The organism is Bacillota bacterium, assembly GCA_012837285.1.
Classification (GTDB): domain Bacteria; phylum Bacillota; class DTU030; order DUMP01; family DUMP01; genus DUNI01.
In genome coordinates this window covers 1-14,878 of sequence record DURJ01000018.1, presented here as the reverse complement: position 1 = coordinate 14,878, position 14,878 = coordinate 1, and the positions used below count along the sequence as shown (strand labels likewise).

Below are 14,878 nucleotides of genomic sequence, written 5' to 3'. Positions count from 1 at the left end.
AGTATGGTTTGCTTTCGAATTAGGACAGACTATAATACAGATCGGCAATTGGTTTGTTTTTCAGCGCGTGGCTATTCGCAATATTGAGAGGAGCTAGCGCCGTGCGCACCTTTCGACTGGAGCTCGGTCCTCATTGGCGGCTGACCCCACCGCAAGTTTTGGCGGTTGGTTTTGCCGCCGTTATTCTAGCCGGCACTCTACTGCTGACATTACCTGTTGCTTGTTCGGCTGGAACATCGACACCATTTATCGACGCTCTTTTCACCTCCACTTCTGCCGTTTGCGTTACAGGTTTGGTTGTGGTAGATACCGGCACTTATTGGAGCCGTTTCGGTCATACAGTCTTAATTAGTTTAATTCAAATTGGCGGCCTAGGCTTTATGACTCTATCCACCTTGGCTGCTGTTTTGTTTGGTCGGCGGATTATGCTGCATCAAAGATTAATTATCCAGGAGGCTCTAAACCGGGTATCGTTAGAAGGTGTAGTTCGCCTTACTAAAGCAGTGGTAACGGTAACCTTGGCTATAGAAGCCGTAGGAGCAATATTTCTCTTTTGGCGCTGGTGGGGAGACTACCCTCCTGGTGAAGCCATCTTTCAAGGGATATTTCACGCCATTTCTGCCTTTTGTAACGCGGGTTTTGATTTAAAAGACAACTTCTCTAGCTTAACTGCTTATCGCCAAGATTTTGGTGTAAATCTGGTGATTACGTTTCTGATAATCCTAGGCGGCTTAGGCTTTGCTGTTATCATCGAGCTGTGGAATTGGCGCCTTAAGCACAGGTTGTCGTTACATGCACTTGTGGTTATAACGACTACTGCACTGTTGATTCTAATCGGTACAATGTTTATTTTAGCAGTAGAGAGTAGTAACCCAGCGACTTTGGCAACGGCATCCTGGTCCGAAAAGTTCCTGGCTTCATACTTTCAAGCAGTAACCCCTCGCACCGCCGGTTTTAACACCTTGGAGATGAGCGATCTTAGGCCGGCTACTCTGTTCTTTCTTCTTCTGTTGATGTTCATCGGTGCATCTCCAGGCGGTACCGGAGGTGGGATAAAAACCACCACTTTTATCATCTTAGTCATGAGTGTGCTGAGCACAACTCACGGCAAAGGGCGAATAGAAATTAGGCAACGTTCCGTTCCCCCAAGACTGGTACCTAAAAGTGCGGCCGTTGCTCTTCTTTCCTTGTTTGTGGTGGTTATTGTTACTCTGATCTTGCTGTTGAGCGAAGGAACTGATTTGCTGACAGCCTTATTTGAGACTGTGTCAGCCTTTGCTACGGTCGGGTTGTCAGTGGGTCTTACACCTAAGCTTTCAATCCTGGGGCGATTGGTGATTGCTGCTCTGATGTTCGCCGGCAGGATAGGACCGCTCACCTTAGCTGTAGCTATTGCCCAGCGTCAAGAAATGAATCACGTTGAGTATCCTGAAGAGCAACTTGTGGTGGGCTAGGAAGGATGATGTCTTATTAGAAAGCAATATGCTATCATTGGTCTCGGGCGTTTTGGTTCCAGTGTAGCCCGTACCTTATTTGATCTGGGCTATGACGTGCTGGCCCTAGACAACGACAAAGAAACCGTTCAAGACATCGCTCAACACGTTACCCATGTTATGCAAGCTGATGCCACCGACGAAGCAGCGCTTCGGGCGGTTGGTATTCGCAATTTTGACGTAGTTGTGGTAGCTATAGGGCATGATTTGCAAGCCAGTATTTTGGTGACGGTATTGTTGAAAGAATTAGAGGTAAAACATGTGGTTGCCAAAGCCCAGAATGAACTTCATGGTAAAGTATTGCAGAAAGTCGGTGCCGACAAAGTTGTTTTTCCAGAACGGGACATGGGAACACGCCTTGCCTTAAACATGGTGTCATCGAACATTATCGATAATATTCAGCTTTCACCCGAATACAGCATTGTGGAAGTGTCCAGCAAGAAGGAGTGGCATGGACAGACTCTACAGAAGCTTAACCTTAAAGCCCGCCTTGGCATTTACGTCCTGGCCATTAAGCGCGGCGATGAACTGCTGGTGGCGCCTTCAGCCAAAGACACAATCGAAGCTGACGATATTGTGATCGTTGTAGGGAGAAACAAGGATATCGAACAGTTGGAGCGAGTGTAGTCATGAGGTTCATTCAGTCACGTCGAAATCCATTGGTTCGTAGTATGCGGGCCTTGCATAATAATAAAGTGCGGCGGTCACGACGACGGTTTCTTGTTGAAGGGGTACGATTATTGGAAGAAGCTCTGGCATCGGAGTGCATCGTTGATACTGTTCTTTACTGTATTGAGACGACAATTGATGGCCGCATGCAGGCTCTGTTAAACAGACTTCAAGACAGCGGAGTCTCTGTCATAGCCGCTACCCAAGCTGTGGTGGACAGTGTTTCCGAAACAGAATCTCCCCCAGGGTTAACGGCGGTGGTACGTTGCCCACCTACTCCTGAGCTCACAGCTGTTGTCGGCAGCACTGATCTGCTTGTCTTGGGTGATCAGATTCAAGACCCTGGTAATGCTGGGACTATTATTCGTACAGCTGAAGCAGCCGGTGCCGGAGGCACCTTTTTCTCCGCTGGTTCCGTTTATCCATTTTCCGACAAAGTGATCCGGGCCAGCATGGGTTCATTGTTTCGGTTGCCGGTGGAAGTTCTCTCAGACGGAGGGCAGGAACTGTGCAACCTTTGCATCAATAGCGGTTGGCAACTGGTCTTTGCTGTACCTGACGAAGGAGTTCCTTGGTGGAATGTAGACTTTAAACGGCCAACGCTGTTGGTGCTGGGAAATGAGGGCTCCGGCATAAGTGGCGATGTGCTGGCTCTAAAAGGGTCCAAGGTATCTATACCCCTGGCACCCCAGGTGGAATCCCTCAATGTAGCTATCGCAGGGGCAGTTTTATTGTTTGAAACTGTACGCCAACGAACAAGTTGTAAAGAGAAAAGCATTATGCTATAATCAAGGGCAGAAGCTCCCAGCACAAAAGAGGAGTGGATAGTGCATGATAGCCGCGGACTTTTTTTGGCGCCTGTTCGAGAACACCGGGTCTGTCATCGCCTATCTGGTGTATCGGAAATTGATGCTACAATAAGAATAGGTTATGGCAACGAGGAAGAGAGTAGATCGGGTCTACCCTACAGGGAGGGGAGCGGCCATGACTGAGAGCTGCACCGGGCAGGATTCGATTGAAGTTCGCTTCTAAGCCGCAGGCTGAACGATAAGTAGGCTGTGCCGGTTGGTCTCGTTACTGACCACAAGGGTGCTACATTGGCACTAAAGTAGGGTGGTACCACGAAAAGTCTTCGTCCCTTGGGGGAAGGCTTTTTTTATTACCATAAAAGGGGGTAGCCAGCAATGGAAGAAAGACTACGGTTTTTACTGGAGACTGCTTTGAAAGCTGTATCAGCTGCAACTTCAAAAGAAGAACTGGACAAAGTGAGAATCAGATTCCTGGGACGAAAAGGCGAATTGACTCAAATTCTTCGAACTATGAAAGACATCGCCCCGGAAAAACGAGCTCACGTTGGACAACTGGCCAACGAGATCCGGGACCGAATTGACAAGGAGTTGTCAAGCCAGGTTAGTGAAATTGGGCGGTTAGTGCGTCTTAAGCAATTAGAAAAAGAACGGTTGGACATTACATTACCAGGCACGGCCATGACCCTGGGGCATAAGCACCCATTATCAGCAGTGTTAGAACAGATTGTGGATATTTTTCTCCGGATGGGGTTCGATGTGTTCGAGGGTCCGGAAGTGGAGTACGACTACTACAATTTCGAGGCGTTGAATATCCCCAAACACCATCCGGCCCGCGACATGCAAGACAGTTTTTATTTAACCGAGGATATTCTGTTGCGCACTCACACATCGCCGTTTCAAGCTCGTATTATGGAACAATTGGCTCCCGAACTCCCAATACGTGTGATATGTCCCGGCCGTTGTTACCGCCGGGATCCAGCTGATGCTACCCACTCACCAATGTTTTATCAGACAGAGGTGTTAGTAGTAGATAGAAACATCAGTTTCGCTAACCTTAAACATACCTTGTTAGCATTTGTCAGTGAAATGTTTGGCTCGGAAAGACGGATTCGTTTGCGCCCCAGTTTCTTTCCCTTTACTGAACCTAGTGCTGAAGTAGATATTTCCTGCCTTGTATGTGAAGGTGATGGATGTAGTTTGTGCAAGGGAACCGGTTGGCTGGAAATATTGGGCTGTGGTATGGTACACCCCAAAGTATTGGCCACCGCCGGTTATAATCCGCAAGAAGTCTCAGGCTTTGCGGCCGGCATGGGGCCGGATAGAATCGCCATGCTCAAATACGGTATTGATGATATTCGGCTCTTTTATGAGAATGACCTGCGCTTTCTACACCAGTTTTAGGAGGGAAAGGCTAAATGCGAGTACCGTATAGTTGGCTACAAGACTATGTTTCGGCAGAATTACCGCCCCCGACAGAGCTGGCTGATATTTTGACGCTAGCCGGTTTAGAGGTGGACAGCATAGAACGAGCTGGTGCCGGTATAGAGAAAGTAGTGGTGGCTCAGATCGAAGAAATCAAACTTCATCCCGAAGCAGAACATCTCTTAGTAGCGAAAGTCAATATCAGTTCTCAGGACCATATACAAGTGGTCACCGGAGCCAAGAATCTCAGACCCGGCCTTAAAGTCCCGTTGGCACTGCCCGGAGCTTCATTAGCAGACGGGCAGACTGTAGCTGCTGCCAGGTTTCGAGGATTGATGTCAGAAGGAATGCTCTGCTCTGCTGAGGAAATTGGCTGGGAAGAACCAAGCGGTAAGGAGACAGCCGGAATACTCATCTTGCCAGAGTCGGCTAAGCTGGGAGAGAACGTGGCTGAAGTGCTGAGTCTAGGTGACCTGGTGCTGACTTTAGAAGTCACCCCTGATCGCCCTGACTGCCTTAGTCTGATTGGAATAGCCCGTGAAGTTGCAACTGCTACTGGAGCAAAAGTCCTCCTGCCAGCTTCAGTTGTTCCCAATGACAAGACAGATGCTGACGGCCCGCTTAGCATCAGCATTGCGGACCAGGATCTGTGTTTGCGTTACGCCGGAGCTCTAATTCGAAAGGTGTCAATTGGCTCTTCTCCTGTCTGGCTAAAACAACGGTTGACAGCTGCCGGTATGCGCCCTGTCAACACAGTTGTTGACATCACTAACTATGTGATGTTAGAAATCGGACAGCCCCTACACGCTTTCGATTATGGTAAGTTATCTCGGAAGCAAATTGTTGTCCGACGCAGCCGGCCGGGTGAAATTTTGACTACCTTAGATGGATCTGAACAAGAGCTTAGCGAAAATATGTTAGTCATCGCTGATGGCGACCGGCCCCAGGGGCTGGCCGGTATTATGGGAGGAATGGCGTCCGAGGTAACTACAGCTACGAACACAGTCTTGCTTGAATCAGCTTGCTTTGCCAACACCAATATTCGCCGGACTGCACACCACCTAGGAATGCGAACAGAGGCATCGCTGCGTTTTGAACGCGGGGTAGATCCTAATGGGGCTATCTTTGCCTTGCAAAGATCTGCCCTGCTGCTGGAGCAATTAGGTGCTGGAGAGCTGGATTTCATTGTCGATATTTATCCACAACCGGTAACACCTAGAATCATCAGTGTTAATACTGATCGTATTCGTCGCTTGATTGGAACAACGGTGGACGACGTGTTTATCAAGGCAGCATTGGAAAGACTACAGCTTCAGGTGGTTCGGGAAGACTATCCGGCGCTTCAAGTGCGGGTTCCCACCTTCCGCCCAGATCTGGAACAAGAAGCTGATCTGGTAGAGGAGGTGGCTCGGTTATACGGCTTTGATCGTATTCCAGCTTTACCGCTCGAGGGCCGACTTCAAATAGGGCAGCGGCCGTTGGAGCTAAGAATCGAATTGATGATCAAAGACATCCTGCGGGGATGTGGTTTGGACGAAGTGCAGACCTATAGTCTGGTTGACCCTGATAGCATTGCCAAGCTCAAGCTGCCACCTACAAACAAAAGGCAGCGCTTGATGCCGTTGTTGTTCCCCCTGAGTTCAGAGCAATCCGTACTACGCACAATGCTGATACCAAGCCTGTTAGAGGTTGCCGCTCTAAACCAACGGCGTAAAGCTCAGGCTGTCAACATCTTTGAAGTAAGCCGCGTCTATCTGTCTCACCAACTGCCACCAACCGAATTACCTTCCATGCCCAGGCATTTGGGTATCGTCCTGGCCGGAGCAGTGGGAGAAAGATCGTGGCAAGGTATACCGGCGGCAAACAGCTTCTACCGCCTAAAAGGAATTCTGGAGAAAATAGCTGAGAAATTAGGCGTGGCAGGGAAATTCGTGTCGACTAGTTTGGACTTCTACCATCCTGGACGACAGACCTGTTTTGAGGTAGATGGAAGCTGTCTGGGCGTTTTAGGTGAGCTCCATCCGGACGCTGCCGATTCTTTTGGCTTGTCTGGCCGTGTTTATGCGTTGGAATTAGATCTGACGGCCCTGTTATCACACATAAGACTTACAACAAGATACCGGGCTTTGCCGCGCTACCCCGGGGTAGAACGGGATCTAGCCTTGATAGTTCCTGAAGATACTGAGGCCGCACAAGTAACCCAAGTAATCATGGAATCCGCTGGGCCTTATCTAGCCCACCTGAGATTGTTCGATGTCTACCTTGGAGCACCTGTTCCCGCAGGCTACAAGAACCTAGCCTATTCTTTGTTGTTCCGGTCAGCTGATCAAACTCTCACCGAGGAAGACGTGAACCCTCACCTGGAGAACATTATCATGCAAGCTGCCGAAAAAACCGGTGCAATCTTAAGACACTAGCTAGCTGGAAGATGGCGAAAAGAAACGTACCTGCAGGAGGATTTTTCTGGGCTGTTGCTGAATACAACCACGACACCACTTTAGTTGAACCGAAAATGAGGGTGACAATCATGTCTGCGAATACACACAACCGGGTCACTGTCCATATCCTAGGAGAAGAATACGTGGTTAAGGGCAAAGCCAGCGGTGACCATATCCGTAAGCTTGGAACCTATGTAGACGAGATCATGTCCGAAATCCACCAACGAAGTCCTTGTCTTAGTACAATGCAGGTGGCTATTTTGGCGGCAGTTAATATTGCCGCCGAGCTCCACCGGGTAAGGGAAGATTACGATGAGCTCTTGCAGTTGCTTCAGGATTCCGATTCTAATACTGAATCAAGTTGAATCCGGGAGTGAAAATATGTGAACCTACTGGATCTTGCCATTATCCTAGTCTTGATCCTACACATGGTTACTGGTTGGCGCAAAGGATTGCTGGGCCTGCTTGGAGAAGTGGGTGGACTGGTGTTGGGACTTTGGCTAGGAACCAGCTATTCGAGACAGGCGGCCGGCTTTGTCAGTTCATATCTGGTGGGGCCGGCCTGGCTCTTACTGATACTATGTTTCTTGGGCTTGTTTCTAGTAGGGCTATTAGCTGCCAGGACTGTTGCTACTATTCTTAAGCGCCTCGTTGTTATTCCCGGTCTATCTAACATAGATCGCTTTACCGGAGCAGCCATGGGGCTCGCTGTAGGCACCCTTTTGACCATTGTACTGGTGAGTCTGTTAGCGTATTTGCCCTGGCCGTATTTTGTTGACCTGATACAATCCTCAGAAATAGGGCAGTATTTTTGGTCAGTAGCTCCTGTTTTTAACCGCTTCTTCTGGAAAGAATTGGGCCCCCTACTACCGCTACCTATGGCTGGCCCGAGAATAAGAACTTGAAGCTCGTATTGGGCTCAATCCGAACCATCCATGTAAGGGGGACGGCTGTGAATAATCTTGAGATTTCTTGGATCTTTCTTGAAATCGCTGATCTGCTGGAAATTAAGGGAGATAACCCGTTTAAGATACGTTCCTACCGACAGGCAGCCCAGTTGCTGGCCACGTTAGATGAAGACATTGGAGTCTACTGGAACGAAAAGAGGTTAACAGAGCTGCCGGGAATTGGCCCAGCTTTGGCGGCTAAAATACATGAGCTACTGGATACCGGCCATTTAACCTATCTAAAAGAGCTTCGCCAGGAGGTTCCGGCCCAGTTAAGACAGTTTCTTTCTATTCCCGGCGTGGGTCCGCGCACAGTACATACCATATACCGCCACTTGGGTATTACCACTCTGGAAGAACTTAAGGCAGCTGCTTCAGCTCAACAACTGCGCGTGCTTCCTGGTCTGGGGACTAAATCAGAACTGGCGATCAAGCATGCCTTAGCTACGATGGACGTTGTGCCTGAAAGGCTGCCTCTTAGTGATGCAGCCATGGTAGCCGCTGATCTGGCTGAAGCCCTAGCTCAGTTGCCTGAAGTTACAAACGTAGAGGTGGTAGGAGAGGTAAGAAGAAGGGAAGAATTTGTCTGTGAAGCCACCTTGCTACTGAGCGCCCAACCGGACAAAACTGGGGATATCCTGGCCACTTTTAGTTCGGCACCTTATGTCCGCCAAGTCCTAACGTTGGGCTCAACGTATATGACAGTAATTTTAGGCATCGGACTTAAGGCCCGGCTCATTGTTGTAACGCCGTCTGAGTTTACCACCCAACTTTGTTATTACACTGGTTCAGCAGGCCACTGGCACGCTCTGGTGGCTAGGGCCAAGCAATGCAATCTGGAGCTTACACCTGCGTCACTTAGGGGTCAAGATGGCCCTTTGCCACTAGAATCTGAACAGGATCTTTACTACCATTTGGGATTGGACTTTGTCATACCGGAACTTAGAACCGGCAAAGGCGAAGTGTTAGCGGCAAGGCACGGTACTTTGCCCCAAGTTATTTCGCCTGAACACATGAAGGGGGATCTGCACTTACATACTAATTGGAGCGACGGTAGAGAAAGCATCTTCTCTCTAGCTCGAGCAGCCGTCGAACGTGGATACGAGTACATTGCTATAACCGACCACTCCCAACGCCTAAAAATTGCCCGTGGTTTAGATGCCCAGCGGCTCGCAGCCCAGGCAGATGAAATCGCTGCTGCACGAGCCGAGTTTCCCAATTTGACGATCCTAGCTGGAATTGAAGCAGATATCTTGGCCGACGGTCAGCTGGATCTTCCGAACCAAGTGCTAGCGAAACTGGATTTAGTCATTGCCTCTGTTCACTCTGGATTCAGGCAAGACGAGAAAACTATGACCAGTAGGATTGTAACCGCTTTGCGTAACCCTTTTGTGCACATTTTGGCCCACCCCAGCGGGCGCCTAATTGGAAGACGACCCACTTACCAGGTAAATCTCGATACGGTGCTAGAAGAAGCGCGCCTACTGGGCAAAGTTTTAGAAATAAATGCATCTCCCGAACGTCTGGACCTTAGCGCTGAATGGGCTGCCAAAGCTAAGCATTTGGGACTAAAACTGGCCATCAGCACTGATGCTCACGATGCCCAGCGCTTGGCTGACATGGAGTACGGTGTAAGTGTGGCTCGACGGGCGGGCTTGGAAGCATGTGACGTAATCAACACCTGGCCCACTGCGCACCTGAAAGACTTTCTCCAATCTATCCGGGGGGTAGTTTGATGCCGATAGCTTCAGAGAAAACGAAAAACAGGTTAGAATGGGAGAAGATCATTGAGAAACTGACTTCTCATGCCGATACTCCACTAGGGAAAGAGCTCTGCCGTAGCTTGGAGCCGTCCAAAGACATCAATGAAGTGAAGTCCGGCCAGACTGCAACCAGCGAAGCAGTGGGCCTTTTATGCCGGGGCGCTCATGCTCCTTTAGGCGGTATCAGCGACATTAGGCCTTTTATTGTTCTGGCCCAACGCGGAGGCATGTTAGGTACACCTGCACTCTACAATGTTCGCTGCTCCCTAGAGGCCGGGCGGAAAGTTAGAACCTTTCTTCTGCTGGAAGGGAAGACTTCATTTTTCATTGAGATGGGGGCGTCCATGCCGCTTTTTCCGGAATTGCAGTCCGAATTAGAGCGGTGCATTCTTGGCCCTGACGAATTGGCCGATAAGGCTAGTCCCGTTTTGTTCCGTCTGCGACGGGAGATTGTACGGCTGGAAAACCAAATACGTGAACATTTAGATGGTATGGTTCGCTCCCCCACTACCCAAAAATACCTGCAAGAGCCGCTGGTTACAATGCGTGACGACCGCTATGTTCTGCCGGTAAAGCACGAATTTCGTCAACAGGTTCCCGGTGTTGTTCACGACCAATCTGCCAGCGGGGCCACCTTATTTATTGAGCCTTTCATTACCTTTGAACTAGGAAACCGGTTGCGCGAAGTCCGATCCCAAGAGGAACGGGAAGTAGAACGAATCTTAACCAATCTCTCGCTTCAAGTAGCAGAGAAAGAAGACCAAATTGAAAGCCTGCTGGTCCAGCTGGGAAAGCTGGATTTTGTCTTGGCCAAAGGAAAACTAGCCCTGGCTTTACAAGCATCTCCTCCCAGGCTCAGTGATGACGGGTACTTGGAACTACGCCAGGCCAGAAATCCGCTGTTAGATCAAGCTGCTGTTCCTGTGACTATCTGGTTAGGGCGCAGTTTCCGGACATTGGTAGTAACAGGTCCTAACACGGGCGGAAAAACAGTTCTCCTCAAAACCATAGGTTTGTTAGTTCTGATGCATCAGGCAGGCTTACATATCCCAGCCCAAGCGGACAGCGAGCTGCCTATTTTCAAACAAATTTTCTGCGATATCGGTGACGAGCAAAGCATTGAACAAAGCCTGAGCACATTTTCCGCCCATATGACCAACATCATATCTATCTTGCAGTCTTGTACCTGCAACTCCTTAGTGTTGCTTGATGAACTTGGTGCCGGCACTGATCCCAGCGAAGGGGCGGCATTGGGTATGGCCGTTCTTGAATACTTGGGCGAAGTCGGCGCTACAACTGTTGCCACCACCCATTATAGCGAACTGAAAGTATTTGCCTACAGCCAGCCAGGGGTAGAGAATGCATCGGTAGAATTTGACCCTATTACTCTGCAGCCCACGTATCGCCTGGTCATCGGCCTCCCCGGCCGTAGTAACGCTTTAGAAATTGCCGCTCGGTTAGGTCTTCCGAAAACAATCGTAGAGCAGGCTCGATCATTCCTGTGTTATGCCGATGCGCGTGCTGATGACCTCATACGTTCTTTAGAAGAAAAGCGTCAACATTTTGAGCAGCTTACCGCTGCTGCGGACACTGCCAAGGTACAAGCAGAAAAGATTCACCAGGAATCGGAAGCACGGCGCCAAGCATTGATTGCTAGGGAAGACGCTCTGATCCGACGGGCCAGAGAAGATGCCACCCGGACGGTAAATTACGCTCGGCGGGAAAGCGAACGGATTATTAAGGAACTAAGAAGACAGACCTCAAGGCTGATGGAAAGGGAGCGTACCCTATTAGCTGAAACTGCGCGGGCCGATTTAGGGAAGATGCAGGAACTTATTCATGACAATTTACGACTGGAAGAAGAGGTTACCCAGGCTGAGGAGGAGATAAGTGTAGACCGACCGTTAACAGCGGGACAGACCATATATATCCCTCACCTCAAGGTAAAGGGTAGCGTTATTGATCCACCTGATCCGGAAGGAAATGTGAGAGTGCAGGCAGGAATACTCAAAATGATCTTACCAGCACGGCAAATACAAGTTGTATCCGTTCCTGAAGGCGGTGAGCGCGAGCCTTTTGTAGGGCCAATAGCCAGCGACAAAGCGCAAACAATCTCCCCGGAGTTGGATCTACGAGGTCTCACTGTTGATGATGCCCAATATGCGTTAGGAAAGTACCTGGATGATGCTCGGTTGGCAGGATTAGAGCGGGTGCGATTGATTCACGGCAAAGGAACCGGCGTACTGCGGCAAGCAGTACAGGACTATCTTAAGAACCATCCGGACATTAGGTCTTATTCACTGGCCGGTTATCGAGAAGGTGGTACCGGAGTTACAATAGCATTACTTAAAAGATAAGGAGCCGGACAGGCTCCTTAAATCAAGAGTATTACAACCTTGGTCCAAGGTTATGTTAACAACTAGGTGTCTTTCTACGGAAAACGGCGTCCTCGATTCTGGTTGTTACCCTGTCCGTGCTGGCCATTATCGTTGTCAGGCCTAGTGCCATTGTCGTCAAAGTCGCCTGGTTCGGGCTCAGACGGTGGCAATCTATGGATGGGGCAAATATCTTTTGGTTCATTCCCCGGTATAAATAACCTCAACTCTGGTGCCGGACAATATTGAGTAGCTAAAGCCTGGCTGTCCGGACAAACATACATTTCTATTGATGCGACCGGAGGCGTTTCGTGCTCGCTGCAAATCTCAGTCGGTACTTCATCAACTGCATCCAAAGGTTTTTTGCCGTCGGCACGAGTAGCGTAAGGTTCTTTTCTCTGAATAAACACTTTGGTTACCGGTTCCGGGCAGTATTCAGCAGCCAGCTTACCGGTCTCGGCGCAAACGGTAGCCGTAACGTGAACATCACAAGTGGCGGTAGGTTGCGTTCCTTGAACAAAATAGTCCGTGACAATACTCTCTGTAGGACAAATGTTGCTGGGAAGCAACCCTGACTTATTGCAGACTGCAACCTTTACTAAGCCGCCCGGCGGGGTGAAGTTCTGTGTCGGGTAATTAGCTAAGGCCAGTCGCATAAATTGCCCCCAAATTCGAGCCGGAAAGCCGCTGCCAATGTTGTGGCGACTAAGGAAGGTGCGTGAGCCTTCCTCTTTGGCATCCGAGCCGATCCACACGGCTGTAGCCAGTTCTGGGGTATAGCCAACGAACCAAACGTCGTTGTTACCAGTAGTGGTCCCAGTCTTACCAGCTGCTGGTCGCCCGACTACGCCTGCTGAGCTACCTGTTCCTCGGGTAATTACCCCTCGTAACATGTCGGTGATGATAAAGCTAACCTGGGGTGAAAGAACCCTTTCCGGGACAACCTGATGCTCCCAAATAATGTCGCCCTTACTATCTTTGACTAAAGTCACAGGAAAAGGTTCAATCCGGGAACCGCCATTAGCTAAAACCCCATAGGCGGCCGCCATCTCGAGCGGTGAGACGCCGTCAGTCATACCACCCAAAGCCAAGGCCAATTGCCGGTCATTGTACTTCCCGGATTTCACCAGCGTCGAAATCCCCATTCTTTCGGCGGTAGCAACTGTATTGTCGGCACCTACCTTTTCACCCAGCTTAACCGCCATGACATTAATGGAGCCCTCAATACCAACCCTGAGGGTAGTTAAGCCACGAAACACGTTGTTATAATTATTGGGCCATTGTTTTCCGTCATAAATCGTAGGAGCATCGTCTAGGACTGAGCCAGGGGACCAACCCTGTACCAGTGCAGTTGTATATACGAATGGCTTAAACGCCGAACCTGGTTGCCGCAGAGCTTGCACTGCCCGGTTGAACTTTGTCTCTCCCCAGTCCCGTCCGCCCACTAAGGCTTTAACTGCTCCGGTGCTTGGATCCAAAGCCACTAAAGCTCCTTGCGGTTGGGTAATGCCGTTCTTGTCCGTTTCTCCTTCTGGTAGACTTTCCAGCAGTGTGTTTTCTGCTGCCTCCTGCATAGCCGGATCTAAAGTAGTATATATCTGCAGCCCACCGCGGTAGATAGCATCGTAGACTCCTCTTTCCGATCCGTATCTGGGCGTAAGCTTGTCAACCAGAGCAGAGATCACATAGTCGATGAAATAGGGAGCCGGCCGCTTGACTCCTCCCTGAACCGATCTAATTTCTATGGGCTGCTCCTTGGCAGCTTTAGCTACCTCGGGAGTAATGACTTCAGCTCGCACCATGTTGTCCAGGACTATTTCTTGCCGAGCTTTTCCGTTCTCAAATTGTTCGAACGGAGAGTAGCGGGAAGGGTTCTTGGTTATCCCGGCTAAGAAGGCTGCTTCGGCCAAATTCAATTCAGACACATCTTTGCCAAAGTAGGTACGGCTGGCAGCTTGAACACCGTATGCTCCATGGCCAAAATAAATCTCGTTGAAATACATCTCCAGAATCTGATCTTTGGTATAACGTCGTTCCACTTGCATAGCCAAAATTGCTTCCTGTACTTTTCGTTTTAAGGTTTGCTCCTGGGTAAGAAATGCATTTTTTACCAATTGTTGGGTAATGGTGCTTCCACCCTCAAAGGATTGCCCGGAAACTATCCGCCAGACAGCCCGAGCAATGGCCCGAGGATCAATGCCAAAATGCTGGTAAAAACGAACGTCCTCAGTGGAAATGAAAGCCTGTTTTAGCTCTACTGGGGTTTTGTCCAGGTCCACCGGTAGTCGGTTTTCTTCTCCGTGCAGACGAGTAAAGATTTCTCCGTTCGCATCGTATACGGTGGAGGTCATGTTGGTTTCGGCCAGTATAACAGGGTCAAAACGGGGCATTGTGCGCACACACCCAACCAAGAAAGCTGCCAACACCCCTGCTAAAAGCAGAATAAGAAAGGCGAACAGGAAAAAGGGAAATCTGATTCTCCCTCGAGCTCCCTTTGCCATGAGTGTTCCTCCTTATGGTACAGGCCATGATATAGTATAGTTGCCTTATATTGTTCGACGTCCCAGGCCAATATCCTGCCCCGGTTCTGCCGGCGTGTCTATTCAGAAGTATATGGCGTTATTGAATATGGGGCGATGCCCGTAGCACTGCAAATGAACAGATTACCCGTCATTTTAAAGGAGCAAAGCGACTGAGGAATCTTAAGATCCTTTGAGCAAAACCCTCGGGATGACAACTAAGAAGAGTTTTTGTGGCAATGGTGTGAAGGGGTACTCGTTCGATACCCTTGTACTCGCTCCCTTGACTTTCCGATTACCCCTGAATAGACACCTTCCGGCAGGCAGTTGAGAAGGGCGATGCTGGGGTCTGCGGTCTGTTGCCAAGTGGCCATAACCGTGTTATAATGCGGGTAACAATACAAAGGTGAAGACGAGGACAAGCAGCTTCCTGGAGTCTGTTC

General features: G+C 49.6%; 11 protein-coding genes and 1 other annotated feature. Of the genes, 10 read left to right on the top strand and 1 reads right to left on the bottom strand.

The features are described from left to right. Positions 1-116 precede the first annotated feature (116 nt). The 10 genes from GX016_01095 (at position 117) to GX016_01050 (ending at position 11,898) form a co-directional block, all read left to right on the top strand. Positions 117-1,454: a Trk family potassium uptake protein gene (locus tag GX016_01095; GenBank protein HHT70159.1), complete on the top strand. Its 1,338-nt coding sequence runs from the start codon at positions 117-119 to the stop codon at positions 1,452-1,454. A gap of 15 nt (positions 1,455-1,469) precedes the next feature. After that, complete coding sequence (locus GX016_01090; protein HHT70158.1) at positions 1,470-2,120, top strand: TrkA family potassium uptake protein; 651 nt, start codon at positions 1,470-1,472, stop codon at positions 2,118-2,120. A gap of 2 nt (positions 2,121-2,122) precedes the next feature. Then, positions 2,123-2,950, top strand: a complete 828-nt coding sequence (locus GX016_01085) for an RNA methyltransferase (protein HHT70157.1) — start codon at positions 2,123-2,125, stop codon at positions 2,948-2,950. 43 nt (positions 2,951-2,993) lie between these two features. Beyond that, positions 2,994-3,083: a YqzL family protein gene (locus GX016_01080; GenBank protein HHT70156.1), complete on the top strand. Its 90-nt coding sequence runs from the start codon at positions 2,994-2,996 to the stop codon at positions 3,081-3,083. Positions 3,084-3,089: 6 nt separating this feature from the next. Further along, positions 3,090-3,305, top strand: a binding site (T-box leader). A gap of 41 nt (positions 3,306-3,346) precedes the next feature. After that, positions 3,347-4,372 carry a phenylalanine--tRNA ligase subunit alpha gene (gene pheS / locus GX016_01075; GenBank protein HHT70155.1) on the top strand — a complete coding sequence of 342 codons (1,026 nt, stop codon included), beginning with the start codon at positions 3,347-3,349 and terminating at the stop codon, positions 4,370-4,372. A gap of 14 nt (positions 4,373-4,386) precedes the next feature. Beyond that, entirely contained in the window at positions 4,387-6,810 is a 2,424-nt protein-coding gene (locus tag GX016_01070; protein HHT70154.1) for a phenylalanine--tRNA ligase subunit beta, read from the top strand. Between the two features lie 110 nt (positions 6,811-6,920). After that, a complete protein-coding gene (gene zapA, locus GX016_01065; GenBank protein HHT70153.1) occupies positions 6,921-7,196 on the top strand; it encodes a cell division protein ZapA in 276 nt (91 codons plus the stop codon). Between the two features lie 18 nt (positions 7,197-7,214). Beyond that, positions 7,215-7,736 (top strand): CvpA family protein, encoded by a 522-nt coding sequence (locus GX016_01060; protein HHT70152.1) that lies wholly within the window; start codon positions 7,215-7,217, stop codon positions 7,734-7,736. Between the two features lie 47 nt (positions 7,737-7,783). Then, a complete protein-coding gene (gene polX / locus GX016_01055; protein ID HHT70151.1) occupies positions 7,784-9,514 on the top strand; it encodes a DNA polymerase/3'-5' exonuclease PolX in 1,731 nt (576 codons plus the stop codon). Next, the gene (locus GX016_01050) at positions 9,514-11,898 is read left to right on the top strand and encodes an endonuclease MutS2 (GenBank protein HHT70150.1); all 2,385 of its coding nucleotides are present in this window, start codon (positions 9,514-9,516) and stop codon (positions 11,896-11,898) included. Before polX ends, GX016_01050 begins: the two co-directional genes overlap by 1 nt. 74 nt (positions 11,899-11,972) lie before the next feature. Here the strand turns inward: GX016_01050 and GX016_01045 are convergent, their stop codons facing one another. Then, the gene (locus GX016_01045; GenBank protein HHT70149.1) at positions 11,973-14,417 is read right to left on the bottom strand and encodes a penicillin-binding protein 1A; all 2,445 of its coding nucleotides are present in this window, start codon (positions 14,415-14,417) and stop codon (positions 11,973-11,975) included. Between the last annotated feature and the right edge of the window lie 461 nt (positions 14,418-14,878).